The sequence below is a fragment of the Desulfobotulus sapovorans DSM 2055 genome, assembly GCF_059569355.1.
On sequence record NZ_JCANVJ010000011.1, the window covers coordinates 71,281 to 96,639 of the forward strand.

The 25,359-nt window shown below is 56.5% G+C and carries 16 protein-coding genes and 1 pseudogene; 13 read left to right on the forward strand and 4 right to left on the reverse strand.

The genetic code is table 11. The annotated features are described in order from the left end of the window. Positions 1-2 precede the first annotated feature (2 nt). Complete coding sequence (locus tag BR04_RS09685; RefSeq protein WP_496355802.1) at positions 3-824, reverse strand: HAMP domain-containing protein; 822 nt, start codon at positions 822-824, stop codon at positions 3-5. A gap of 633 nt (positions 825-1,457) precedes the next feature. Here BR04_RS09685 and BR04_RS09690 point away from each other — a divergent pair. The 11 genes from BR04_RS09690 (at position 1,458) to BR04_RS09740 (ending at position 14,486) form a co-directional block, all read left to right on the forward strand. Continuing rightward, entirely contained in the window at positions 1,458-3,776 is a 2,319-nt protein-coding gene (locus tag BR04_RS09690) for a xanthine dehydrogenase family protein molybdopterin-binding subunit (protein WP_496355803.1), read from the forward strand. A gap of 194 nt (positions 3,777-3,970) precedes the next feature. Next, positions 3,971-4,459, forward strand: coding sequence for a GNAT family N-acetyltransferase (locus BR04_RS09695; protein ID WP_496355804.1), 489 nt, complete (start codon positions 3,971-3,973; stop codon positions 4,457-4,459). Positions 4,460-4,547: 88 nt separating this feature from the next. Then, positions 4,548-4,787 (forward strand): hypothetical protein, encoded by a 240-nt coding sequence (locus tag BR04_RS09700; protein WP_496355805.1) that lies wholly within the window; start codon positions 4,548-4,550, stop codon positions 4,785-4,787. 105 nt (positions 4,788-4,892) lie between these two features. Continuing rightward, a complete protein-coding gene (locus tag BR04_RS09705; RefSeq protein WP_496355806.1) occupies positions 4,893-5,393 on the forward strand; it encodes a (2Fe-2S)-binding protein in 501 nt (166 codons plus the stop codon). Then, complete coding sequence (locus tag BR04_RS09710; protein ID WP_496355807.1) at positions 5,390-6,253, forward strand: FAD binding domain-containing protein; 864 nt, start codon at positions 5,390-5,392, stop codon at positions 6,251-6,253. The genes BR04_RS09705 and BR04_RS09710 overlap by 4 nt, the downstream gene beginning before the upstream one ends. Then, positions 6,250-7,242, forward strand: coding sequence for an XdhC family protein (locus BR04_RS09715; protein WP_496355808.1), 993 nt, complete (start codon positions 6,250-6,252; stop codon positions 7,240-7,242). Before BR04_RS09710 ends, BR04_RS09715 begins: the two co-directional genes overlap by 4 nt. 75 nt (positions 7,243-7,317) lie before the next feature. Beyond that, positions 7,318-9,396, forward strand: a complete 2,079-nt coding sequence (locus tag BR04_RS09720) for a PAS domain-containing sensor histidine kinase (RefSeq protein WP_496355809.1) — start codon at positions 7,318-7,320, stop codon at positions 9,394-9,396. 58 nt (positions 9,397-9,454) lie between these two features. Further along, a complete protein-coding gene (locus BR04_RS09725; RefSeq protein WP_496355810.1) occupies positions 9,455-11,680 on the forward strand; it encodes a putative bifunctional diguanylate cyclase/phosphodiesterase in 2,226 nt (741 codons plus the stop codon). Then, positions 11,673-12,317, forward strand: a complete 645-nt coding sequence (locus BR04_RS09730; protein WP_496355811.1) for a nucleotidyltransferase family protein — start codon at positions 11,673-11,675, stop codon at positions 12,315-12,317. Before BR04_RS09725 ends, BR04_RS09730 begins: the two co-directional genes overlap by 8 nt. Positions 12,318-12,329: 12 nt before the next feature. Continuing rightward, positions 12,330-13,322 carry a GNAT family N-acetyltransferase gene (locus BR04_RS09735; protein ID WP_496355812.1) on the forward strand — a complete coding sequence of 331 codons (993 nt, stop codon included), beginning with the start codon at positions 12,330-12,332 and terminating at the stop codon, positions 13,320-13,322. Positions 13,323-13,499: 177 nt separating this feature from the next. After that, a complete protein-coding gene (locus BR04_RS09740) occupies positions 13,500-14,486 on the forward strand; it encodes a GNAT family N-acetyltransferase (RefSeq protein ID WP_496355813.1) in 987 nt (328 codons plus the stop codon). A 9-nt stretch (positions 14,487-14,495) separates the two neighbouring features. Here BR04_RS09740 and BR04_RS09745 read toward each other — a convergent pair whose 3' ends face one another. The 3 genes from BR04_RS09745 to BR04_RS09755 form a co-directional block, all read right to left on the reverse strand. Then, positions 14,496-15,746, reverse strand: coding sequence for an MFS transporter (locus BR04_RS09745; RefSeq protein ID WP_496355814.1), 1,251 nt, complete (start codon positions 15,744-15,746; stop codon positions 14,496-14,498). Positions 15,747-15,941: 195 nt separating this feature from the next. Then, complete coding sequence (locus tag BR04_RS09750) at positions 15,942-20,159, reverse strand: acyl-CoA dehydratase activase (protein WP_496355815.1); 4,218 nt, start codon at positions 20,157-20,159, stop codon at positions 15,942-15,944. A gap of 15 nt (positions 20,160-20,174) precedes the next feature. Beyond that, positions 20,175-20,549 carry a hypothetical protein gene (locus BR04_RS09755; RefSeq protein WP_496355816.1) on the reverse strand — a complete coding sequence of 125 codons (375 nt, stop codon included), beginning with the start codon at positions 20,547-20,549 and terminating at the stop codon, positions 20,175-20,177. A 35-nt stretch (positions 20,550-20,584) separates the two neighbouring features. Between BR04_RS09755 and BR04_RS09760 the strand changes: the two genes are divergently transcribed. Then, positions 20,585-23,785 (forward strand): EAL domain-containing protein, encoded by a 3,201-nt coding sequence (locus BR04_RS09760; RefSeq protein ID WP_496355817.1) that lies wholly within the window; start codon positions 20,585-20,587, stop codon positions 23,783-23,785. Between the two features lie 471 nt (positions 23,786-24,256). Continuing rightward, positions 24,257-25,359, forward strand: a pseudogene (locus tag BR04_RS09765) (pyruvate:ferredoxin (flavodoxin) oxidoreductase); the annotation flags it as partial.

The following is a 25,359-nucleotide window of genomic DNA, read 5'->3' on the forward strand; positions in this document are numbered from 1 at the left end:
GATCATGCATTTTTACCCACCTGCCGGCTTCGCAACCGGAGGATGGCGGATCGTACGGAAATACGCATCGTTTCAATGGCCTGACCGAGATCCGCAATCTCTCCCTTCCCCCGGACATGGACGGGGATGTCCAGTTCGCCTATGGCAATGGCATGGGCAACACGGGTCAAATTTTTGATGGGAGTTGCAATACTGGCCGTTATCCACCAAAGCGCAGCACCGCCTGCAACAAACAGAACCGACAGAATCACCATCAGAGGACGCAGACTCTGACGCACGGCATTTTCGGCATCCTCCATGAACAGTCCTACATGTACAGTGCCTCCACCAATCCGCATACGCATGGCCACATCATGAATCCTGCGCTTTCCGACAAGAATGTTTCTGGCAGAAATGGATTCATTTTCTGCGATGGGATTCAGTTGAACCAGTCCTGGTGGAAAACCGCCCGCTGTGACCCCCCTGGCAAAATCCTCATCAAAACGGCTCAACTGACCAAAGATACCAGTAACAATGGCCCTGTCATGGTTCTGGACAACCATATAGGCAACACCGGGCAGATCCGTATGTGCAGATGCCGCCTGGTTCACTGCAAGATAATTTTTCAGTAAAAGGGGCTGAGCCACGGCAGCACTGAAAGACCGGGAAATGGCAAAAGCCCGCTGATTGATCTGATCCTCAACAATTGCAGGGATAGCTCTGTAATAGGAATAGGCAATGCTGACAGCAACACAGATCAGAATCAGGAAGAAAGGCATAAGAAGCCGAAATGTGAGGGTATGACGGCTGGAATACGACCCTGAGGCTTCCCTTCGGAAAGACATGGTATCCGGTGTTGCCCTGCTGTTTCTCTGGGCAGCCGTCTCAGGTTCGCTTTTGAAGGATTCCGGGATCCGTATTTCAGCTCCGCAGTGTACACATGGGGTTCGGGAACTACCTTCAGGAACTCTTTCTTTTTTAAGAAAATTCACCTTCCCGCAAGTATCACAGAATATCAGCATATCCAGCATTCCTCCTGTCACCTGATCTGAAGTCCGAGCACTGCAAAAAATATCTTTTCAAACCTTTGAAAGACAGCAAGAATCATTCCATTGATACCTGAATCTGCTCAGACAGGCAGAAACCCTATATTTCAGGGGAATACGGCATGACGCAGACACGCCGTATTCCGTTCTGATCCCCAAAGCCTGTCAGAAGAGCTGTCTGTCTGCAAAAAATACCAACAACGCAGGTACCGCATCCGGTGGTTTCTGATATTTCACAGAAGTGATTTTTTTTTGAACGGATCCCCCCGCTGAATCTCCCCTTGTTTTCACCCCCTGCCCTGCGCTTAATTTTTATACCCTTATCCCAAAACCCGCCTCCCTGCTGGACAAACCCCTCCAAACCCCCTATATCTTCCAGCATCACAACGCAGCCCACAGCCTCCCCCTTCCAGCCCTTTTTTCGGAGAAACCATGGCCGCCCAAATACCCGACAACGTAACTGCCCCCCCATCCCGCTCCCCCATGACCATCGGCCATCCGCTTCCCAGAGGCGATGCCAGAGCCAAAGCCTGCGGCAAAGAACCCTATGCGGCGGATCTTTTCCCAAAAAACCTGCTTCTGGCCCAGGCCCTGCGCTCGGGCCTTCCCTGCGGACGGCTTCTCAGTCTTGATCTGGAAGAAGCCCGACAGATTCCCGGTATCGTGGCCATTCTCACGGCAAAGGATGTGCCGGGCTCCAACCGTCAGGGCATCATCCATAAGGACATGCCCGTTCTTGTGGAGAACCATATCCGCTACTGCGGAGATCCCCTGGCCCTCCTCATTGCTGAAAACAAAGAGGCCCTCCGCAGCGCCATGGCATGTATCCGCATCCATGCCGAACCCTCTCCCGGTGTCTTTGATCTGGATGAGGCCATGGCGGAAAATACCCCTCTGGTGCACGAAGACAAACCGGGCAATATGCTGGCAAAAGCCACCATTCAAAAAGGGGAACCCGATTTTGATGCCTGCGCCGCCGTGGTGGAAGGCTGGTTCGAAACGCCCGTGCAGGCCCACGGTTTTCTGGAAACGGAAGCCGGTACGGCCTGTCTGCTGGAAGACGGCACCCTCCGCATGGAGGTTTCCACCCAGTCGCCCTTCAGGGATCGTTTTGAAATCAGCCACGCCCTGGGGATTCCCTTCATGCAGGTGCATATCCATGCCCCCTCCTTGGGCGGAGGATTTGGCGGAAAAGACGGGGCCACCGTGCAGTGTCTCTTGGGCCTTGCGGCCCTGCACTGTCCCGGCCGTTCCGTGAAAATGGTCTGGGAAAGGGAGGAAAGCTTTGTGGCGGGCTACAAGCGCCATGCCTGCCGCATGCACTACCGTCTGGGAGCGCTGGCCGACGGCAGCCTGCACAGCCTTCATGCAAGGCTCTGGTATGACACCGGTGCCTACGCCCATCTGGGGCCCGAGGTCATGGAACTGGGCATGGAACACGCCGCAGGCCCCTACCGCATCCCCCACAACCTCACCGAAGGCTTCTGCGTCCATACCCATACACCCACAGGGGGGGCCATGCGGGCCTTTGGGGTCTGTCAGGTGAGTTTTGCCTTTGAATCCATGATGGACATGCTGGCGGAAAAACTGAAGCAGGATCCCCTGGAGCTGCGCCTCCGGAATGTCCTTCACCGGGGAGACACCAACGGCGCAGGCGTACTGCTGGAATCCTCCACCAGCCTTGCCGCCTGCCTTGAAGGCATCCGGAACCATCCCCTCTGGCAGACCCGCAGGCAATGGCAAAGGGAAGCCCCGCCCTTTTGCATCCGGGGAACCGGACTTGCCGCCGTCTTCAATGCCGCAGGCTACGGAGGCGGGGTACGGGACGCGGCCATCGCCAAAATCGAGATGGACAGCAAGGGGCACTTCATTGTCCACAACGCCGTAACGGACATGGGGCAGGGCAACAGCAGTGCCTTTTTGCAGATTGCAGGCCACATCCTCCGCCAGAGTGCCGAGGCCCTCAGCGTGCGCCAGCCCGATACCCGCAGCGCCTATCCTTCCGGTTCCTCCTCCGCAGGACGCACCACCTACACCTTCGGAAAAGCCCTCATCAGCGCCTGCGAAGAGCTGGCAGGCCGCCTCATCAACCGGGCGGGGCTCATCCTCTTTCTTCAGAATGATGAAGGGCTTGTGCTGGAACCGGGACGGGTGCGGCATGAACCCTCCGGTCGTTCGGTTTCCCTGGAACAGCTCGCTTCCTTCATGAGCCTTGAGGAAAGGATCTGCCTCGGCCAGTTCATCGCGCCGGTGTGCCGGGAGGTTCCGGATACGTCCAGGGGCTTTTTCATCGGCTTTCCCCATGTGATTTTCGGCTACGGCGCCCACCTTGCGCGGGTGGAGGTGGACACCCTCACGGGCAGGGTGCAGGTGAAGGATTACCTCGCCCTCACCGACGGCGGGGCCGTGCTCAATCCGTCCATGTTCGATCAGCAGGTGCAGGGCGGTGTGGCCCAGGGCATCGGCTATGCCCTGTACGAGGACTTCATCACAGAAAAAGGGGTTGTGAAGACCAGGGATTTTACCACCTATCTCATGCCGGGGAGCCTTGATCTGCCGGACATCCTCTCCCTTGCCCCTCCTGTGGAGGAAGAGGAAAGCGGGCCCTTTGGCATGAAGGGCATCGGTGAGGTGGCCATGAACGGCCCCCTGCCCGCCATTGCCAATGCCCTGCGGGATGCGGGATGCAGACGCATCCACAAAGCGCCCATCCTGGCCGAAGCCGTGCTGGGGAGTCTGGAAAACCGATGAGGGCTGCAATCCACGACAGCCCCCTGAATAGATGCGGGTTATGCACGTCTACACGCGGTCTACACGCGCCTACACGCGCCTACACGCGCCTACACGCGATTATGCACTCAGGGGGAAAGGCATCGTGGAAAGCATTGAAACCCTGTGACACTGCCGTGCCGTATCATCACTCCCATACATCCTGAAAGTTTGACATGGAAATCAGAAAAACCCATCCGGAAGATCTTTTGGAAATCCTTGGCGTATACGAATCCGCCCGAAGGCATATGCTGAAAAATGGCAATCCGCATCAGTGGACCAATGGCTACCCGGACAGGAACGTGGTGATCATGGACATTGAAAAGCAGCATCACTTTTCCTGCACAGATGGAAACCGGCTGCTTGGCTGCTTTGCACTGATGAAGGGAGAGGATCCGACATACGCTGAAATGATCAGCGGAAACTGGCTCAATCCCCATCCCTATGCCACCCTTCACCGCCTGGCCGTTCTGGAACATGGCAGAGGCATCGGTTCCGCTGTCCTCAACTGGTGTTTAAACCGCCACGGCAATATCCGGGCGGATACCCATAGAGACAACATCGCCATGCAAAGACTCCTGATAAAAAAAGGATTCAGCCATTGTGGTGTGATCGCTAACCGCTGGGGGGATGAAAGGCTGGCTTTTCAGACCTTAAGCGCATGATCTGTGTGCCATAGAAACAAACGTGTCCGCCCCCTTCAGCGATAAAGATCCGGAACGAAACAGACACAAAAAAAAAGGAGAAACGACCATGAAACCCATTGCCTTCATTCTGTACACCCTCACCTGCCTTGCTCTGGGAAGCCTGCTTTTTCAGAATAACAGCACTGCCGCCGGATATTTTTCCCAGAAATATTACGATGTGTATGAGCTGGGAGCACCTCCCGCATACAAAGCCACTTTCGGAGTCTCCTTCAAGGAGGGCGTAACCAGAAACAATGTGGTCGTTGACTGGAAAAGCAATCAGAACTTTATCGTGTATATCAAATGAAAGGGTCTGGCCGCTGTCCTTTTTAAAAAAAAGACCGGGAGCAATCCAGCGAGACCTCCCTGCCACAGACATACGCGATAAAAACCTTTTCCCGGAGATCTTCCCATGTCAACACCCCCTGAAAACGCCCCCATCTCCTTCTTTCTGAACGGCAGTCCCCTTTCCCTGCCCATCGCCCCCGGCCGCAGGGTGGTGGATCTTCTCCGGGAAGACCTTCAGCTCACAGGCACCAAGGAAGGCTGCGGAACCGGTGAGTGCGGGGCCTGCACCCTGCTTGTGGACGGCCTTCCCATGCTCTCCTGCCTCATGCTGGCGGCCCAGTTAGAAGGCCGCAACATAGAAACCGTGGAAAGCCTTGAAAAAGATCCTGTGGGAGAAAAGCTCATCACCTCCTTTGAAGAAAAGGGAGCCGTGCAGTGCGGCTACTGCATTCCCGGCATGGAAATGACGGCTCTGGCCCTCCTGCGAAAGCATCCCGAAGCGGATCGGGAAGACATCCGCAAAGGCCTTTCGGGGAACCTCTGCCGGTGCACAGGGTATGTGAAAATCCTCGATGCCGTGGAAGATACGGCAAAAAAACTCACAGCCCCAAAGGAGATGCCATGAACCCCGTTCTCTTTCCCCATACAGAGGAAATGCTCCTTTCCATGGCAAAGGCGTATCCCGAAGCCCGGTTCATGGCGGGCGGCACGGATCTTCTGGTGGCCCTGCGTCAGAAACAAAAAGCCCTGCCCCCCCTCATCGGCCTTGAACGCATGGAGGGCATGGGAGATATCCTAAGAGAAGGAGAGGAGATCTCCATTGGGGCCGCCTGCACCCTGAGGGAAGTGGCAAGCCATCCCCTGACCCGCCAGCATCTGCCCCTGCTCTGTCAGGGAGCCGCATCCGTGGGCGGGCCAGCCCTCCGGAACATGGCCACCCTCGGAGGCAATCTCTGCACCGCTTCTCCGGCAGGCGACACCCTGCCCGCCCTCTTCCTGCTGGAAGCCCGTCTGGATCTTCTTTCGAAAACGGGCCTGCGCACCCTTTCCATGGAAGCCTTCATCGCAGGCCCGGGCCGTACGGCACTGTTACCCGGTGAGCTTCTGCACCGCATCCGCATTCCCATCCCCCAAAACGCCCCCATCCAGCACTTTGAGAAGGTGGGCAACCGCAACGCCATGGCCATAGCCGTGGCAAGCCTTGCCGCCCTCATCCGCATGGAACAGGGCCTTGTGACGGAAGCCCGTCTGGCCTGGGGCAGCGTGGGGCCGAAGGTCATCCGCTCTTCCGAAGCCGAAGCCGCCCTCATGGGAAAACCCCTTGGGGAAGAAAGCCTCAAGGAAGCGGCCTTTTACGCCCAAAAAGCGGTACAGCCCATCAGCGATATCCGGGCCAGTGCGGACTACAGAAAAAAGGTGAGCGCCAGCCTCCTGCAAAGGCTGATTCTGTACCGGGATTCTGATGACAAAGGAGAGCGGTCATGACGGCCATGGAAATTCTCAGTGCCTGCATGGAAATCCTTAAAAATAAAGACCCCGCCTGCCTTGTGGCCGTCATCTCCCATACAGGCTCTGTGCCCGGCGATGAAAAGGCCCTTATGCTGGTAAAAGGGGATGGCAAGACACAGGGCAGTGTGGGCGGCGGTGCGCTGGAGCTGGAGGCCATGGCCCAGGCCAGACAAGCAATGGAAGAAGGAAAAGCCCGCCACATGGAAGCCCGCCTGACACCGGAGATGGCAGGAATGCCCTGTGGCGGCAGTGCGTCTCTCCTTCTTCTGCCCCTGAAACAAGGGGCAGGCCCGGAGCTTTCCCTTATGGAAAACCTTGTGAAGGATCTGGGGAAAAGGCGTGCCACCGGCTTTCAGGTTTCTTTTTCCCATGAAAGAGAGACGATGGAAAAAAGCTCCAGGGTTTTTCCCTGCCGCATCCGCATACTGGAAGGCCCCGCCTTTTTCTTAAGGGAAGAAAGTCCGCCTTCATCGGAAAGTTTTTGCATCCGCCTTGAACCCCAGGCCAGTCTCCTGATCTTCGGAGCCGGTCACATCGCCCAGGCCCTCTGCCCCATGGCCCTTGCCGCAGGCTTTGACCCCGGCATCTTCGATGACCGCAAAGACTACCTTGGGAGCATCTCCTTTCCTGAAAATGTTCCCGTCCACAGCATCGAAAGTTTTGAGGGCTGCATGGAGGGGCTTTCCGTCACCCCTTCCACCTGGATTCTCATTGCCACCTATGGCCACAGCCATGACCACCTTGTGCTGGAACAGGCCTTAAACACCGAAGCCCGCTACATCGGCATGGTGGGCAGCCGCCGCAAGCGCGAGGCCCTTTTTGCCAGGCTTCGGGCGGAAGGTTTCGGGGAGGAGGCCCTGTCCAGAGTACACTGCCCCGTGGGCCTTGCCATTGGGGCGCAGACACCGGGGGAAATTGCCGTGAGCATTCTCGGGGAAATGATCGCCATCCGGAGAGGCGCTTAACAGCAGGGAAGGCCTGAAAAAAAGGAGGGGCAGCTCATGCATCCTGAAATCCCGCCCGCCGACAGGAAAACATCCATGACAGAAATCCCGGAAACACTCAGGGTTTTTCTGCAAAACCGGGAGGAACTTTTCATTCTTTTCCAGCAGGCACCCGTTCCCATGTCCTGCACCCTGCTCAGTCCGGAAAGAAAACCGCTTAAAACCTTCTGCAATCCTGCATGGCGCAGCCTTTTCGGGTATGCTGAAGAAAATCTCAGAGAGCTTTTTTATGAAAAGGGCCTTTTCTGGAAGGATGGCGGGACCCAACAAAATTTCATGCGGGCTGTGCTTGAGGACGGAGGCGTATGCCGCACGGAGGCGGCTTTTTTACACGCTGACGGGAGTTCCCGCATCGCGGCAGTTTCCGGCCGTTTGAGTGAAGTGGGGGGGCAGGAACTTCTCATCTCAAGCTACCACGACCTCACTGCCCAGCGGGAGCTGGACGCAGCCCGTCTTCAGGCGGAAACGGAACTCCTCGTATTCCGGGAAATGGTGGAGAGCGCCAACGACGCCATGCTGCTGCTGGAAGAGGGGTGCATCACTGCCTGCAATCCCGCAGCACTCCGCCTTTACGGGCGGACAAAGGAGACACTTATTGGCCAGCATCCTGGCCTGCTCTCGCCTGAAATGCAGCAGGATGGTGAAAATTCCATGGAAAAAGCCGACCGCATCATGGCCGAAGCCATGGCGGGCAGATCCCAGAATTTTCTGTGGCAGCATGTGAAAGAGGATGGAGAGCCTTTCATCGCTGAAATCACCATCAACCCGGCGAAAACCGTCCGGCTTGCCGATGGCTCCATGCGCAAGCGCTTTGTCACGGTGCTGCGGGATATCACCCGCACCCATCAGGCCGGTATCGATCTTCAGAAAAGCGAGCAGCGTTTCCGTCAGCTTTTTGAGCGGGCGCCCGTGCCCCTCTGCCTCATTGAAGCCGATGGCCGGATTCTTTCCCTCAACCGCCGCTGGACCCAGATTCTCGGGTATACGCTGGAAGACATCCCCCACATCGAAAACTGGTGGGAGCAGGCCTACCCGGATCCGGACTATCGCGCCCATGTCCGGAATCTCTGGAGGATGGGGATAAGGGATCTCAAGAAGACAGGCTCGGAGCTGAAGGCCACAGAACTGAAAATCCGGTGCAAAAATGATGTCCGCCGCAACCTCATGATCGGCGGGGCCATGGTGGGACAGGATCTCATGATCAGCTTTTATGACGTTACGGAACAACGCATGGCCCAGAAAGCGCTGGAGGAACTCAACGCGGGGCTGGAAATCCGTGTTGCGGAGCGGACACGGGATCTTGAGCAGGCCATAGAAGATCTGAAACACACACAGAAAGAGTTGATCCGTTCCGAAAAACTCGCCAGTCTGGGAGCACTGGTGGCGGGTGTGGCCCATGAACTGAATACCCCCATCGGCAATGCCGTGATGGTGGCCAGCACCCTCAAAACCCTGGGAAAAGAGTTTGGCATGGCCGCATCCCAGGGACTGAAACGTTCCGCTCTGGAGCAGTTCATTGCCCGTCTTCATGAATCCAGCGAGGTGATTGAGCGGAACCTGCAACGGGCGGCGGAGCTGATCGCGGGGTTCAAACAGGTGGCTGTGGATCAGTCCAGCTACCAGTGGAGATCCTTTGAGCTGGCGGAAGTGCTTCATGAGCTGCGACTCACCCTGAGTCCCACGCTGCGGCGCAGCCATGTGGATCTGGAAGAGGATGTCAGTCCCGGTCTGTGCATGGACAGCTATCCCGGCCCCCTCACCCAGGTACTGATAAACGTGGTCAACAATGCGGTTCTCCATGGCTTTGAAGGCCGGGATGGCGGAATCGTGCGGATTACGGGGCGACCGGTTGGCGCCAGCCATGTACGCATCGAGGTTCGGGACAACGGGCGGGGCATTGATCCTGAAAACCTTCCACGGATCTTCGACCCTTTTTTTACCACGCGAATGGGGAAGGGAGGCTCGGGCCTGGGGCTTCATATCGTCTACTCCCTGGTTACGGAGCTTTTAGGGGGAGAAGTGCAGATGGAAAGCCAGCCGGGTCTGGGCAGCACCCTGATTCTGACACTGCCCCTCAAGGTGCCCCGGGCCATGGCATCCACCACCGGAATCTGATATAGTTGTCCCTTTCCTATCCGCCCCGTCCGCATGATCCCGACTCGAGGAGGTCGCCATGACAGACCCGCAGATTCCCGACGCAGATGATGATCTTCTCTTTGTGGAGGAGGATATGGCCCTGCCATCTCCGGTTACGGGGATGGATCCGTGGAAAATACTGGTTGTGGATGATGATCCGGATGTCCACCGGGCCACGGAACTGGTGCTTCGGGATCTCCCCGTGGAGGGCCGTCCCCTCGCGCTGTTCCATGCCTTTTCGGGCAGAGAAGCCTTAAGGATTGTGGAAAGCACCCCGGATCTTGCCGTGATGCTTCTGGATGTGGTCATGGAATCCGAGGATGCGGGGCTTCAGGTGGTACGTCATGTACGGGAAAAGATACAGCGCAGGGATCTGCGCATCATTCTGCGCACGGGACAACCCGGTTATGCGCCGGAGATGGAAACCATCCGGAACTATGACATCAACGATTACAAAACCAAATCCGAGCTGACCCAGGTGCGGCTTTTCACAAGCCTTACCACGGCTGTGCGGGCCTACCTCCAGATGCGTACCCATGAAGACATGCGACGCGGCCTTGAAATGGTAGTAAAAGCCAGTACAGAACTGTACAAACTCAATGGAATGCAACTCTTTGCCGAAGGCGTGGTGGCCCAGCTCTGCGCCCTGCTTCAGATGGCACCCGAAGGACTGATCTGCGCCAGGGAAGGCCATGAAAATACCCAAGAACCGGCACGGGTGATTGCGGCTGCCGGAAACTTCCGGCATCTTGTCCACCAGCCACTGGATCAGCTGGGCCTCCCCCAGGTACAGGCCGCCCTGGAGTGCTGCCTCAACGAACGCCGCAATATCTTCACCCCGGGATTGCTCCTGTATTTTGGCACCGAAGCGGATCGGGGGCTGGCCGCCTTCCTGGATATCCGCCGTCCCCTGGAGGAGATGGAGCGGCATCTTCTGGAAGCCTTCTGCGCCAGTATCGCTGTGGGGTTTGAAAATGTCATCCTCTATGGACGGCTGGTGGATCAGGCCTATCTGGATCCCATGCTGCGCATTCCCAACCTGAACCGTCTTCTTGAGGTGCTGGAGGATCCGGCTCTGGAAAAGGCCAGCATGACACTGGCCCTTCTGGATATAGACGATTTTTCCGCCATCAACGACACCCTGGGCCATGAAATGGGTGATGCCATTCTCCATGCCATTTCCCGGAGACTGGGACGGGAGATGCCCCAAAGCCTCATCGCCCGACTGGGCAGCGACATCTTCGCCCTGCTCGGCCCCTCCAGTGAAGTAGAGCCTGAACATCTGCACCGTATCTTTTCGGAAAGCTTCGAGGCCCTGGGCCAGAGTGTCCGGATTTCCGCCACCATCGGACTTGTGCGGCTCACCCTTCATCGGGGTTCCGGCGCGCGGCTGCTCAAGGATGCCCATGTGGCCCTCAAGCAGGCCAAGGTGCGTCAGCGGGGGGCGACCATGTATTTTTCCGAAGCCATGGGCCAGGACGCGCGAGAGCGGATGCAGCTCCTCATCCGCCTGCGGGAAGCCTTTGACACCCAGCACCTTTTCCTGGTGTACCAGCCCAAAATCCATCTCCGCAGCGGCGAGGTCAGCGGGATGGAAGCCCTGCTCCGCTGGCGCACGGCCGATGGCGGCTTTGTCCCGCCGGATCGTTTCATCCCCCTTGCGGAACAGTCCGGCCTCATGACCGCCCTGGGCACCTTTGTCCTGCGCACCGCCTGCCAGCAGCTTGGCCGTCTGGCCACAGCGGGCTGCGGAAACCTGATCATGGCCATCAATATTTCCCAGGCCCAGCTCCGGGAACCGGATTTCATCCGCACCCTTGAATCCGCCATCGCGGATGCAGACGTTCCGCCGGCACAGATTGAACTGGAAATCACCGAATCCATGGCCGCCGATGATCTGCCCCACATTCAGACCCTGCTCAAGGCCATCCAGGCCCTGGGCGTCAAGGTGGCCATTGATGATTTTGGCACAGGATTTTCTTCCTTAAGCGTTTTGCGCCACCTGCACACCCAGCGGCTCAAGATCGACCGCAGTTTCATCCGGGAAATCCTGGAGGATGACAGTATCGCCCGTATGGTCATCGGCTTAGGCCACAGCCTTGGCATGGGCATCACCGCCGAGGGGGTAGAGAATGAGGATCAGTGCAGGGCACTTCTGGCCCTGGGCTGTGATGAGGGGCAGGGCTGGCTTTTCGCCCGTCCCATGGAAGAAGGCGCACTCCTTGCATGGCTTTCCCGGCGCAGAGAGCTGCCCGGTGCATAAGGAGAGTATCGCCGTCCTTATCCTTGCCGCAGGAAGCTCCAGCCGCATGGGCAGAGACAAGGCAGGGCTTCCCTTCGGAAAACACACCGTGGTGGAACACCTCATTGCCCTCTACAAAAAAGCAGGGCTTCATGCCATCACCGTGGTCAGTGGGAACAACACCCCTGCCTTGCAGGCGCTGGGCCTTGAAGCCCGCATCCTGCCCAATCCCGCACCGGAAAGGGGGATGTTTTCTTCGGTACAGACGGGCCTTACCGCCCTTTCTCCGGAAACACAGGCCTTTTTTGTCCATCCCGTGGATATTCCCCTGGTGTCCTGCCTTACCCTGCTGGCGCTGATGCGTGCCATGGAAACCCATCCCCACAAAAAAGCCTTCATCCCCGTCTTTCAGGGAGAAGGGGGGCATCCGCCCCTGCTCCGTGCGGAACTCCTCCCTGCCCTTCTTGCCTTTTCAGGAGAAGGCGGACTCAGAAAATTTCTTGCAACAAGCGATTTCCTTGAAATCCCCTGTCCGGATGCGGGTATTCTGAAGGATATGGATACACCGGAAGCCTACCGGAGCCTCTGTCCTGTACAGAGTGTTTCCGGCCTTCCCGGCAGCCCTCCGGAGAAAACCTCCCATCCCTCCATCGTATAAAAGGAACAGACCATGGATCTTCAGATTCGTCTCATGCAGAAGGAAGATGCCCCCGGTGTTGTGGAGCTTTACCGGGCCGTATACGGCGATCACTATCCCGTTACCAGTGTCTATGACGCTGAAGCCCTCTTTGCAGCCCAGGAGGCCGGGGATTTTTTCCGGGCGCTGGCCCTTGTCGATGGCCGGGTGGTGGGGCAGACCGCAGCTTACCGCTCCGATTCTCCCAACCGGCAGCTTTATGAAATCGGTCAGGGAATCGTACTCAAAGACTATCGCAATCAGGATCTCTTAAACAAAACCATGGACTGCCTGCATCAGGAAGTCTGTCCGGGGGCGGATATTCAGATGCTCTGGGGAGAGTCGGTCTGCAACCATGTTTTTGTACAGAAAGCCTGCCTCCGTCTTGGCCACGAATTTACCGGCATTGAAATCGATCTCATGCCAGCGGAGGCTTATGAGAAGGAAAAAAGCAGCAAAGGAAGGGTGTCCACGGTTCTGGGGTTCAAGGTGAAAGACGGGATGCGTCGCAGGGTGCATGTTCATCCCGCCTATGGCGACATCCTTCCCTGGCTTTATGAGGGGCTCAACCTTTCAAGGGATTTTGTTGCGGCGGCCTCTCCCCTGACCGATACGCAAAGCAGGGTCATGGAAAATCTCTATGCAGGCGCGGGTGTGGCCCGTTTCACCTTCTTTGAACTGGGCGGGGATTTCAGGACGGTTCTGAAAGAAAAGGAAAAAGAGGCCGTGGATCAGGGCTGCACCGTGATTCAGGCATTTTTGGATCTCAGCAGGCCGGAGGTGATTCCGGCCCTAGAGATTCTCCGTCATCAGGCCTATTTTCTTGGCGGTGTTCTGCCCTGCTGGTACGGAGAAGACGGCATTCTCATGCAGAAACTCCTCCATGAACCCAATCTTTCCGGCATAAAGCTGTATGGAGAACGGGCGGAAGCTATTCTGGCCGCCCTCTTAAAAGACAGGGAAGCCACCCGGAAATCACGCCTGTAAGAACCAAAAGAATACTGGATACCCTGAAGCAGCGAACTGCTTACATGCCCGTGCAGGCGGGCATGGCAAAAGGCAGGATACACAGCAGCCTCTGTCTTGTGCAGAACGTTTCCGGCCTTCCCGGCAACCCTCCGGAGAAAGCCCCCCCATTCCTCCATCGAATAAAAGGAACAGACCATGGATCTTCAGATTCGTCTCATGCAGAAGGAAGATGCCCCCGGTGTTGTGGAGCTTTACCGGGCCGTGTATGGCGACCATTACCCCGTTGCCAGTGTGTATGACCCCGAAGCCATCCTTGCGGCCCAGGAAGCCGGGGATTTTTTTCGGGTGCTGGCCCTCCTCGATGGCCGGGTGGTGGGGCAGACAGCCGTTTACCGCTCCGGCCCGCCCAACAGGGATCTCTACGAAGAGGGACAGGGCATTGTACTCAAAGAGCTTCGCAATCAGGATATTCTGGGAAAAACCATGGGCCTTGCCCACAGCAGGATTTATCCGGAAAAAGGGCTGCACAATCTCTGGGGAGAAGGGGTCTGCAACCATGTCTTCATGCAAAAGGCCGGAATCCGCCTGGGCTATATCACCACGGGTATAGAAATCGATCTCATGCCAGCCGATGCCTATGACAAGGAAAAAAGCAGTTCCGGAAGGGTTTCAGCCCTGCTCGGCTTCAAAGTGAAGGATAACGAACACCGCAGGGTGCATCTCCATCCCGCCTATACCGACATCCTGCCCTCTTTCTATGAAGGCCTCAATCTTTCAAGGGATTTTGTTGCGGCGTCCTCTCCCCTGACGGATACGCAAAGCAGACTCACGGAAAGCCTCTATGCAGACGCAGGTGTGGCCCGCTTCACCTTCCTTGAACTGGGCGAGGATTTCGGGACGGTTCTGAAAGAAAAAGAAAAGGAGGCCGTGGATCAGGGCTGCACCGTGATTCAGGTCTTTTTGGATCTCAGCAGGCCGGAGGTGGTTCCAACCATAGACATTCTTCGCCATCAGGCCTATTTCCTTGGCGGTGCCCTGCCCTGCTGGTACGGAGAAGACGGCATTCTCATGCAGAAACTTCTCCATGAACCCAATCTTTCCGGCATCAAGGTATATGGAGAACGGGCGGAAGCCATTCTGGCCGCCCTCTTACAGGACAGGGAGGCCACCCGCAGGGGCTGAAGCAGATTTTCAAGGAGCCGCCAGCCGCCGTATGGCCCAGATCCAGAGCATTCCCATGGCCGGAAGCAGGGCAAAAAGGGAAAAAAGACCGGCATAGGAAACGCCTGCTCCAAGGAGAAATCCTGCCAGAAGCGGCCCCATGAAAAACCCACCGTCCATGGCAAAAAGCATGAGATTGCTGTTCATCCCCTTAAGATGCACAGGAGAGATGTCAAACATGAAGGCATTGAGCTGGGGCATGAGAAAACCGATGACCATGCCGTAAAAAAGGGCCAGTCCCAAAACCAGAACAGGCGCTGTGGAAAGGGAAAAAAAGCAGAGACTGAAGGCCAGAAGACAGAGAAAAGAAAGCAGCATCCCGGCCCGGTTGATGCCGTCCATGAGCTTTCCGCAAAAAATACGCACCAAAAGGGTGGCCGCCGTTGTCAGGGTGAAAAAAAGCCCCGGACTGGAAGCCCCCAGACGTAAAAGATGATCCTTCATGTAAAAAAAGACCATGGTGGTTGCCGTAAAAACCAGAAAGTTCACCCAGAGAAGGGAGAGAACGCCGGGATGCTTCAGGCCTGAAATCATCTCCTGAAATCCCGGTTTTTTCATGGCTTCAGCGGGCAGACTCACCCATCGTTTCTTCAGGCGGGAAGAAAGGGGAAGCAGAAGCAGGAGGGCTGCGAGAAAAAGGGGGGCACCCAGTACATAAATCCCCGCTTCACTTCCCGCCCAGGGCAGAAGCCTTTCTGTCAGAGGCGGCAGAATGGCGTAGGGAAGAAGGGTCATGACCGTAAACACCCCAAAACCCTGACCGCTTCTTTTTTTGGGGATCAAAAGCACCAGCACATGGATCACTGCGGAAACCAGCAGCACAAACCCCAGACCATGGCAGATTCTCACCAGAACCAGATAGCGGATATCCTGAGCAAGGGAGTATCCCCCAAGGGAGAGGGCCAGAATGAGAAGCCCCAGCCCCATGATTCTGATACCGTTACGGGGAGAAATGAAGGTGCTGACAAAGGGCCTCAGGGCAAAGGCCGTAAAGGGCTCCAGACTGATCAGAATCCCGCGCCAGACAGCAGGTACACCCGCATGTTCCAGATAAACATTGAACCCGTAAAACATGGAAATGTTGCAGAAGGCGAGAAAGGCAATGAAGCTCAAGAGGATAAACTCAAAGGAAAAAAGGACATCCTCCGGGTCTTTTTTCTGGGAAAGGGACACCATGGCAAGCACCTTCTGAAAAAAGAAACCCCGGCTCCGTCTACCCATGACGGCAATCCGGGAGAAAAACAGCGAACAGAAAACGGGCGCATGGAACCATACTGAAAAAAAAGACGGGGGCCAAGCCCCCCCAAAAAACAGCCCTGTCATCTCCGGATCAGGATGCCGGGTGTCCGGGGAAGCCTGAAAGCCCCCGCCTTCTTCATCCAGGCCAGAGAAACCCAGGCCTGGAATCACCTGAACTTATAACGCCGCCTTCAACCCCCCGCCTTCTGGCCGTTTTCTCGGAAAGGCCAGATAGGGTGCCAGATCCTGATTCCGGAACCCCCCAGTACCATCATAGGTGATGGAGACCACGGGTACCCCGGTTTTTTCCTCTATCGTCGCGGACATGGCTTCTGTCACCAGAGACGCACAGCAGAAGGCCGGACTGACCTGCACAAAAAGCCCCAGATCCGGGTGATGTTTGTGCAGATAATAGACCTTGAGAAGGTTATCCATGGACTCCCCGTTATTTTCCATGGAAACCCCGTATTCCCCAAGAATTTTTTCCGGAGAGGCGTCAAACTCCGGTCTCGCCTCCTCCAGCAGCGGCTCAAAATGCCGGTAATACATCCATTCCAGTCTGGAGAGAGCAGCCAGCAGCGGTCTGTAGGAAAGAAGGCTGCGGTATTTCCCCTCATTGAACCATTTGCGGAAATACACCTCCGCCGTCATCCGGGCATAATCACTGTAGGGTGTGGTAATCACCTCGCCACCGTGGGCCTCAATGAAACGCACCAGATCCTGGTTCATCACATCGTTGTCCCGCACATAAATATCCCCGAAAATCGCCACCTTCACCCGCTCAGAACGATCCCTCGGGATGGCAGAAAACATGGCCGCCACTTCCCGCGCCGCCTCCTCCTTGCCTTTGGCCCCCGCAAAGGCGGCGTCCATCACTTCCAGCGCCTTTTCCAGCACCGCATCCGTCATGCCGGGAATCTTTTCACCCGGCCGGATCTTGCAGCTCAGCCTGCGCAGAAGTCCGCCAAAGAAATAGGCCAGATAGGCATTAAAGGCAGAGCGCATGGAAAACTCGATAAAGGACAGATCCCCCACATAGACCCCGGCCTCAGCGTAGTCCTTCCCGTACCGGGCCAGAAGACTTTTGATGTGGTGGGGATACAGCTTGATGTTGCAGGCAATATCCGATGCCATCATCCAGAGCAGGGTATCCGCGGGCTTCAGGCCATGGCGGTCTATGGTTTCCACATAGGCTTCGGCAATGGCATTCACCGGAATACATTGCCCCGTATTGAAGCGCAGACTGCGGCGGATGGAGGCCTCGCTTTCCTCCATCACAAGCACGTTCACGCCTTCCCGCCGGAGGTTCGCGGCCAGAAGACGGCAGGTAATGGGATCCCAGTTGGGCAGCACCAGGGTTTTGCCCTGAAAACTGCTGGCAAGATCGGGATTGACCCCTCCCATGCAGGGGACTGCTACGGGAGCCTTGCCGCCCGCATGGTGGTTGCGGAAAGCCCGGATGGCCGCCTCAATGCGGGTCTCATAGCCCACACTGGAATCGTGCTCATCCAGCTCCAGCACCAGATAGGGCTTGTCCCAGGCTTCCAGCAGGGTTTTGGCATAGTCCAGAATAAAACTGTCCGGCGCACACTTGAAGGCCGTGACAAAAACGGGATACAGCCCCGGTGTTTTCGCCGCTTCTTCCACAGCAGAAAGAATGCGGGCCGCATAGCGCCAGTGAACGGTTTCCAGAAGGGGCCGGATGGCCGTATCCGCGCCACGCTCATGGGCCAACATATCCTGGAAATAGGGCCGTACACCCAGAGATTCAAAAATTTCCGGAATCCCTTTGTTGGCCCAGGAGGGCAGGACATTGTAGGGACGGCCCAGAAGCAGCACGCGGATATCCTCTCCCTCCTTTGCCTTTTCCCCGATCTCCTGAAGTTTCTTGCGTGTTTCCTCCTGAAAACGGGTGGCCGCATCCCAGGCCCTGGAAACCTCCAGAAACCCGATATCCCTGCGGCTGATCCGGCGCAACATCCGGTAAAGATCCATTTTGGTATGCAGATCCGGATAAAGATAACGCACCGTAGGCCGCAGAACCCTTTCCGGATTCAGACGGGAAACCAGGGCCGGAACAAACTGAGTATAATAGCAGTACTGACGACGGGTGGCCTGATCCGAACGGCGTTCCTCAAAATAAAAAGGAAGGAAAACATAATCCGCCTCCTTTAAAAGCCAGTCCACATGACCATGCATCACGGACATGGGCGCGCAGAATTCGGCACCACTCAGCACCTTGCCCCTGCGAAGCCCATCGGCCCAGCCCTCGCTGCTTTTTACGGGAAAACCGAGACGGTCAAAGAAGACCTTCCAGAAGCCCAGATCCTCATACAGATGCAGGGCCGCAGGAAGACCGATACGCACCTCCTCTTCCGCAGTCACGGAAGGCGTGAAGGCCAGGGCTTTCTGCCGGGCTTTCCTCAGGGAAAAGCCCGCTTTGTTGCGGTTCACAAACCCTTGCGTTTCATAATCCCTGCCGCAGAGGAAACCATAGGCCACCCTGGCCCCCGCCACCTCGGCAACGGTGAGCTTGCAGTGGTTGGTACAGAGGGTGCAGACCTCGTTTGAAATGGGAATGGGACGTTTATAAATATCAATCCCCCGGAAACGGCTGGTCTCCGGAAGGGCTTCCGCCAGAGCCAGGGCCGCACCCAGAGCACCGGTAAGATGACAGTAGCGGGACACCAGAATTGGTTTTTTCAGACGCTGTTCAAAGGCCGCCACCAGGGAGCGGTTCCGGGCCGTGGCTCCCTGAAAAAAGATCACTTCGCCGACGCGGCTTTCCGTGGCCACCTTGAGCAGATAGTTTTCCCGAACGGAATGCAAGGCACTGGCCAGCACCTCTTCCACGGAACAGCCTTCGGCCAGATAATGGTTGAGATCCCTCTCCATAAAGACCGTGCACCGGTCGCTGGACAGGGGAGCCGCCACACCGTCCGTAAGGCGGGCATAGTCGGAAATGGCAACGCCCAGTTTCTGGGCCTGTTCCTCAATGAAACTGCCCGTACCTGCGGCGCAGACATTGTTCATCACAGAGCTGGTCACCCGCCCGTCTTTCAGGGTGGTGAACTTGGCATCCTGCCCCCCAATCTCGATGATGGTATCCACACGAGGGTCGAGGGAGCATGCGGCACGGGCATGGGCCGTGATTTCATCCAGCACCAGATCCGCACCGACAATCCCGCCCACAAACTTCCTGCCGGAACCCGTGGTGGCACAGCCCCGGATGGGAATCTCCTGGCCCGAATTCCGCCTTACCCCGTCCAGGGCTTCGAGAATGGCACAGATGGCGGCCAGAGGCCGTCCCTGAGTCCGGGTATAAAAACCGGCAACCACCTCCCCTTCCGGACGGATCAGAATGGCCTTGGTGCTGGTGGAACCAATATCCACCCCCATGATCTGGGCCTTACCGCCAAAATCTTCGGGAAGAACATACAGTTCCACCTCCACATCCGGCCCGCCACTCTGTTCCGGATGAAAAACATAGGAATGCTGGCCTCCGAACTCCGGCCAGGGAGAAAGCGCAAGGGTCAAGGGCGGATAATGGCTGGCTGAAAGGGTCTTTTCCCTGCGGGCCTGAACGGCAAGGGGCCAGGAACAGGATGCAGCCTCAAGAATCCCGTGCTGCCGGTGATGCAGAGCCGCACCCAGGGCTCCGAAAAGATGGGCCAGGGGATCGGTTCCCAGCTTTTCGCCAACAAGGGCCTCTATATGCCGCAACACGGCAACGTTCTTGGCAACCCCGCCCACCATGATCACAGGCCCGACCCACTGGCTGTCGGAAAGGACGGTATCCACCACATTGCGCGCCAGCCCCAGACAGAGACCATCGCAGATGGCCGCATGGGAATAGCCCTCCTGCTGGGCATGGATGAGGTCCGTCTTGGCGAAAACCGCGCAGCGGGAAGCAATTTTCGGGGGTTCTCCCCCATGGGTATCCGCCGTACGGGCAAGGGCTGCGGCATCCTCCAGCCCCAGACGTCCTGCCTGCTGATCCAGAAAACTGCCCGTACCCGCAGCGCAGGACGTATTTCCGCGGAAACTCTGGTAAGCGCCTTCGCCGTCAAAACGGATCAGGCCAAACTTCTCTCCCCCCACCACCAGGGCGGAACGGGCTTCAGGATGGCGTTTTCTCAGGGCAGCGATGAGGGCCACCCTGTCATCATAATGGGCATCCGCCTTGAAATAGCCTGCGGCCCTTCCGGTCGTGACCACGGCTGCGGGCATATCCTTTTCAAAATCCTGCAAAAGCGTTGTAAGCGTTCCGGCAATGTCGCCATGGTGGAAGGCATAGGCTGTCCGGCCCACCCCGCCGTTATGCTCCACAAGAGCCATGCCGATGGCGACAGACCCCACATCCACGCCAAGTATCCAGGATTTTTTGATCTGCATCGGAAAAAACCTCCTTCAGGGAAAAGACTGCATGAAAAAAGGCGCAGACTGCACAGCTTTATCCAGGGGGCATCGAATCCTGCCCCTCCTGAAACAGCGCCTTTCTGAAGCTTGGATTTTTAAAATAAGAGGGAATAAAAAGGCTTCAAGAAGAAAAAACACTTTCCGGGACCCCATCTTCCTCTCCCGGAAAATTGCTGCTTTTGAGATGACGCACAACACAGCTGTTTCGGTAACACCGGAAGCCCGACTGTGCAAGGGTGCCGAAGGTTTCTGAAAAAAAACAGGATTTTCATCCAGAAAGACTCCTTTCCATAAAAAACACGGATGCCGAGAAAATTGACAAATTGAAACCCAGCTTCTATGCTTTCCCGCATCCATGGCTTTCATCTCTTCTCCTACTTCCGGCCAGATGGGTTCTCACCATGTCCCTTTATAAAAAATTTCTCTCCCTTCCCATCCGCAACCGTATGCTGGTCAGTTATCTGACCCTTTTTATCCTGGCCCTCTGTCTCGCCGGTCTGGGTGCCCACACCCTGCTGCGCCTGACCATCGAGCGCCACATGAAAACCGAATTTGAAAATACCACCCGAACCATCCACAACCTGGTACGTACCGCAGCAGATGTCTCCATCCGCAACCATCTCCGCACGGTGGTGGAAATCAACCTGAAAACCCTCCATGCCCTGCACGGACAGGTTCGTAACGGTGTCCTGTCCCTTGAAGAGGCCCAGGAACAGGCCAGAGCCTTCTTCCGTATCCAGCCCATCGGCCATACGGGCTATATCTATGCTCTGGACAGTCAGGGGGTGCTGCAACACCACATGGATGTGAGCCTTGTGGGAAAAAGCATGTATCATTTTGATTTTGTGAAAAAACAGACCCGGAACAAGGAAGGGTATATCGAATACGACTGGCAGAATCCCGGTGAGGAGCACACCCGGCCCAAGGCCCTGCACATGGGATATTTTGAGCCCTGGGACTGGATTGTTTCCGCATCCTCCTACCGGGAAGAATTTCGGGATCTGCTGCGCATTGAGGATTTCCGTCCCGCCATCCAGGATCTCAAATTCGGGGAAAGCGGCTATGCCCTGCTCCTCGACACCCATGGGGAACTGCTCATCCATCCCTTTTTTGAACCCCAGAACATCGCTGCCTGGCTGGACAGCGAAGGCAAACCCATTATCCGGAAAATCCTGCAAGCCGATCAGCTCATTCACCGCTATCGCTGGCAGAATCCCGAAGATCCCCTTCCCCGGGAAAAGGTGGTGCTCTCCATCCATATCCCGGATCTGAACCTTGTGGTGGCGGCTACGGGCTATGTGGAAGAATTCAATACCCCTGTCCGCAATCTCGGAAAAACCCTGGCCGCAGGTTTCTTTCTTCACCTTCTCATCATTATTCCCCTCACCGCCTGGCTGGGGCGCACCATCACCCGGCCCATTGAAAGCCTCACCCGCACCATGAAGGCCGCCGAAAAGGGCAATTTCTCCCTGCGTTCCCCCATTCTGACAGGCGGGGAACCGGGAGATCTGGCCCGCTGCTTCAACGGCTTCATGGATTACCTGGAAGAAAGCCGCAATGCCCTGGAAAAAGAAATCGTCCAGCGCAGGGAGTCCGAAGAAAAAGCCCGGATGCTGGCTCGTTTTCCCGATGAAAATCCCCATCCTGTACTGCGCATCCGGAAAGATTTCACTCTGGATTACATGAACAAGGCCACCATGAAGCAACTGGCCGAATGGCCCTTCATTCAGGGCGAAAAAATCCCGGAACTCTGGCAGCAGGTTCTCATGGACTGCGTAAAGGAAAAGGGAACAGGTTCCGTGGAAATGGAAACCTTGGGGCGCACCTTCATGTTCACCGCCTGTCCCATGGATGAAGGAACCTCCTGGTATCTCTACGGTCAGGAAATCACAGAGAAAAAAATCTATGAAAAACGTCTCCTGCTTTCGGACAGCGTGTTTCAGAACACCATTGAGGGGATCTGTATCACGGACGCCCACGGCAGCATCGAACGCATCAACCCCGCCTTTACCGTTATCACAGGATACAGCAGTGAAGAGGTACTGGGCCAGAATCCACGCATTCTCAAATCCGACATGTATGGTGCAGAGTTTTATACGCAGATGTGGGCTTCTCTCCAGCATCGGGGGGAATGGAGCGGTGAAATCTGGAACCGCAGAAAGAACGGTGAAGTTTATCCCCAGTGGCTGGCCATCACGGCCCTGCGGGATGAGAAGGAAAATATTCTTCGTTATATCGGTGTTTTTCATGATATCAGCGAGCTGAAAACCAGCAAGGAAGCCCTGCATTTCCAGACCTTCCATGATGCCCTTACCGGTCTCGCCAACCGTCGTATGCTCACCGAACGGCTGGAAAGGGCCCTCTCCCATGCCCAGCGCCACAGCGAAAAGCTGGCCGTTCTGTTTCTGGATATCGATAATTTTAAAAATGTGAATGATTCTCTGGGCCATCTTATTGGAGATCAGATCCTGAAAGAAATGGCTGACCGCCTTGCCCGCCATACCCGGGAAGATGAAATCCTGGCCCGTTTTGCAGGGGATAAGTTTGTCCTGGTTCTGCCCCGCATTCAGACCACACAGACCGCAGTCAACGTCGCCACCCGGATACAGGGCTTGCTGCGCCAGCCCTTTCTTCTGGAAGAACGGGAGTATTTTGCCTCCTTAAGCATGGGCATGGCCTTTTTCCCCGAAGACGGAAAGGATGAAGAAAGTCTCCTCAAAAATGCGGAAACCGCCATGTACCGGGCCAAACAGGCGGGAAAAAACAGCATCTCCCTCTTTGCCCCCGCCATGAATGCCCAGGCGCTCCAGCGCATGGATATGGAAACCCGGATGCGCAAAGCCCTGGACAACCAGGAATTTCATCTGGTCTATCAGCCCAAGGTGGATCTCCTCACCGGAAAAATCATGGGTGCCGAAGCCCTCCTGCGCTGGCAGCCCAGTGAAGGGCCCCCCATCTCTCCGGTAAACTTCATTCCCCTGGCCGAAGAAACGGGACTGATTCTTCCCATTGGTGCCTGGGTACTGGAAAAAGCCCTGGCGGAAGCGTCGGACTGGCTGGCATCGGGCTTTTCCGGCCTTTCCATTGCGGTGAATCTTTCGGCCAACCAGTTCCTCCAGAAAGATCTCATCTCCCAGATTGCCCTGCTCCTGAAAAAACATCCCCTTCCTGCGGAACTTCTGGAACTGGAACTCACGGAAAGTGTCATCATGGGCGATGCCAGCACCACCATTGATACCCTGTCCCGCTTCTCCGGCATGGGTATCCGCTTTGCCGTGGATGATTTCGGTACGGGCTATTCCTCCTTGAGCTACCTGAAACGCTTTCCCATTCAGGTACTCAAAATCGACCGTTCCTTTATCCAGGAAATCCCCCAGAATCAGGAGGATGCCGCCATTGTTCTTTCCATCCTCTCCCTGGCCCACAGTCTCGGTCTCAAAGTGGTCGCCGAAGGTGTGGAAACCGAAGCCCAGCTGGCCTTTCTCCGCAACCACAAATGTGACATGATCCAGGGCTACCTCTTCTCCAGACCCCTCCTGCCGGAAGCCTTCCGGGAATTGGTAAGAAAGGGAGCCTGCCTGCGCTCCCTGACCATCCTCTAGTCCTTCCCTCTTTTCCAGCGGCTAAAAATTCTGCAAAAACCCTATAATTTTAATCTTTACAAGTTCGACGCCTTCATACTAAGTTCCCTGATTACGAACAGGCTTCAGAAAACCTTAGCCGGAAAACCCGTTCATTTTATAAAGTTTTCTCTTCTGAAAGAGAATGTTCCACCCGCCCCTTCATACGTGCAGACCCCGCCCTCCGCGTGACCGGGTGTACCCCCCGGCCGGTGGGCCAGCATGAAGGGAGAAAAAGGCCGGAAAGAAAAACAGGAACCTGGCAGTCCCTTGCAAAATCAAAAAGGCCCGTCCTTCACGACGTAAGGAGCAATCCTCCGCCGGACAGGGCTGGACGGCGCAGACCCGCCATCCTTCTTGCAAGCCTGCCTTTCTGTTCTATTTCCGCCCTGTTCACCAGATCTGCGGAACAACATTTCAGAAAAGAAACCCTCAACCAAAGGAAAAGTTCCGATGTCTAAAAAAATGATGACCATTGACGGCAACACCGCTGCCGCCCATGTGGCCTATGCTTTCAGTGACATGGCCGCCATCTACCCCATCACGCCCTCCACCCCCATCGGTGAAATCTCCGATGCCTGGGCAGCGGACGGCCGTAAAAACATCTTCGGTCAGCCCGTCACCGTACGCCAGATGCAGTCCGAAGCCGGTGCCGCAGGTACCATGCACGGCGCCCTGGCCGCAGGGGCACTCACCTCCACCTTCACGGCCTCCCAGGGGCTTTTGCTCATGATCCCAAACATGTACAAGATGGCGGGTGAACTCCTTCCCGCCGTCTTCCATGTGACCGCCCGGGCCGTGGCCGCCCACGCCCTGTCCATCTTCGGCGACCATCAGGATGTCATGGCCTGCCGCCAGACCGGCTTTGCCCTGCTCTGCTCCAACTCCGTGCAGGAAGCCATGGACATGGCCCTTGTGGCCCATCTTTCCGCCATTGAAGGCCGCGTTCCCTTCCTTCACTTCTTTGACGGTTTCCGCACCTCCCACGAAATGCAGAAAATCGAGGCCATTGCCTATGAAGACATGGCAGGTCTTGTAAACCGCGAAGCCATGGCAGACTTCAAGCACAACGCCATGAACCCCGAGCACCCTGAAATCCGTGGCACGGCCCAGAACCCGGACATTTACTTCCAGGGCCGGGAAGCCTGCAACCTCTTCTATGAGCAGCTTCCCCACATCGTGGCGGACTACATGAAAAAGGTCTCCGCCCTCACGGGAAGAAGCTACAGCCTCTTTGACTACGTGGGCCATCCCGAAGCAGAGCGCGTCATCGTGGCCATGGGCTCTGCCTGTGAAACCATCGAAGAAACCATTGATTATCTTGTTGCAAAAGGCGAGCGCGTGGGCCTCATCAAGGTTCGCCTCTACCGTCCCTTTGTGAACGAGGCCTTCCTTGCGGCCCTGCCCGCCACCGTGGAGCGCATCACCGTTCTTGACCGCACCAAGGAACCCAGTGCCATCGGTGAGCCTTTGTATATGGATGTCTGCACCGCCTTTATGGAGCACGGCGAAGCGCCCGCCATCGTGGGCGGCCGCTACGGTCTCGGCTCCAAAGA

Coding starts and splice junctions, on each gene's coding strand:
- BR04_RS09700 (WP_496355805.1), top strand. CDS start 4,548: ATGAAACCCATTGCCTTCATTCTGTACACCCTCACCTGCCTTGCTCTG.
- BR04_RS09695 (WP_496355804.1), top strand. CDS start 3,971: ATGGAAATCAGAAAAACCCATCCGGAAGATCTTTTGGAAATCCTTGGC.
- BR04_RS09710 (WP_496355807.1), top strand. CDS start 5,390: ATGAACCCCGTTCTCTTTCCCCATACAGAGGAAATGCTCCTTTCCATG.
- BR04_RS09725 (WP_496355810.1), top strand. CDS start 9,455: ATGACAGACCCGCAGATTCCCGACGCAGATGATGATCTTCTCTTTGTG.
- BR04_RS09740 (WP_496355813.1), top strand. CDS start 13,500: ATGGATCTTCAGATTCGTCTCATGCAGAAGGAAGATGCCCCCGGTGTT.
- BR04_RS09755 (WP_496355816.1), bottom strand. CDS start 20,549: ATGAAAGCCATGGATGCGGGAAAGCATAGAAGCTGGGTTTCAATTTGT.
- BR04_RS09685 (WP_496355802.1), bottom strand. CDS start 824: ATGTCTTTCCGAAGGGAAGCCTCAGGGTCGTATTCCAGCCGTCATACC.
- BR04_RS09715 (WP_496355808.1), top strand. CDS start 6,250: ATGACGGCCATGGAAATTCTCAGTGCCTGCATGGAAATCCTTAAAAAT.
- BR04_RS09690 (WP_496355803.1), top strand. CDS start 1,458: ATGGCCGCCCAAATACCCGACAACGTAACTGCCCCCCCATCCCGCTCC.
- BR04_RS09750 (WP_496355815.1), bottom strand. CDS start 20,159: ATGCAGATCAAAAAATCCTGGATACTTGGCGTGGATGTGGGGTCTGTC.
- BR04_RS09735 (WP_496355812.1), top strand. CDS start 12,330: ATGGATCTTCAGATTCGTCTCATGCAGAAGGAAGATGCCCCCGGTGTT.
- BR04_RS09720 (WP_496355809.1), top strand. CDS start 7,318: ATGACAGAAATCCCGGAAACACTCAGGGTTTTTCTGCAAAACCGGGAG.
- BR04_RS09705 (WP_496355806.1), top strand. CDS start 4,893: ATGTCAACACCCCCTGAAAACGCCCCCATCTCCTTCTTTCTGAACGGC.
- BR04_RS09760 (WP_496355817.1), top strand. CDS start 20,585: ATGTCCCTTTATAAAAAATTTCTCTCCCTTCCCATCCGCAACCGTATG.
- BR04_RS09745 (WP_496355814.1), bottom strand. CDS start 15,746: ATGGGTAGACGGAGCCGGGGTTTCTTTTTTCAGAAGGTGCTTGCCATG.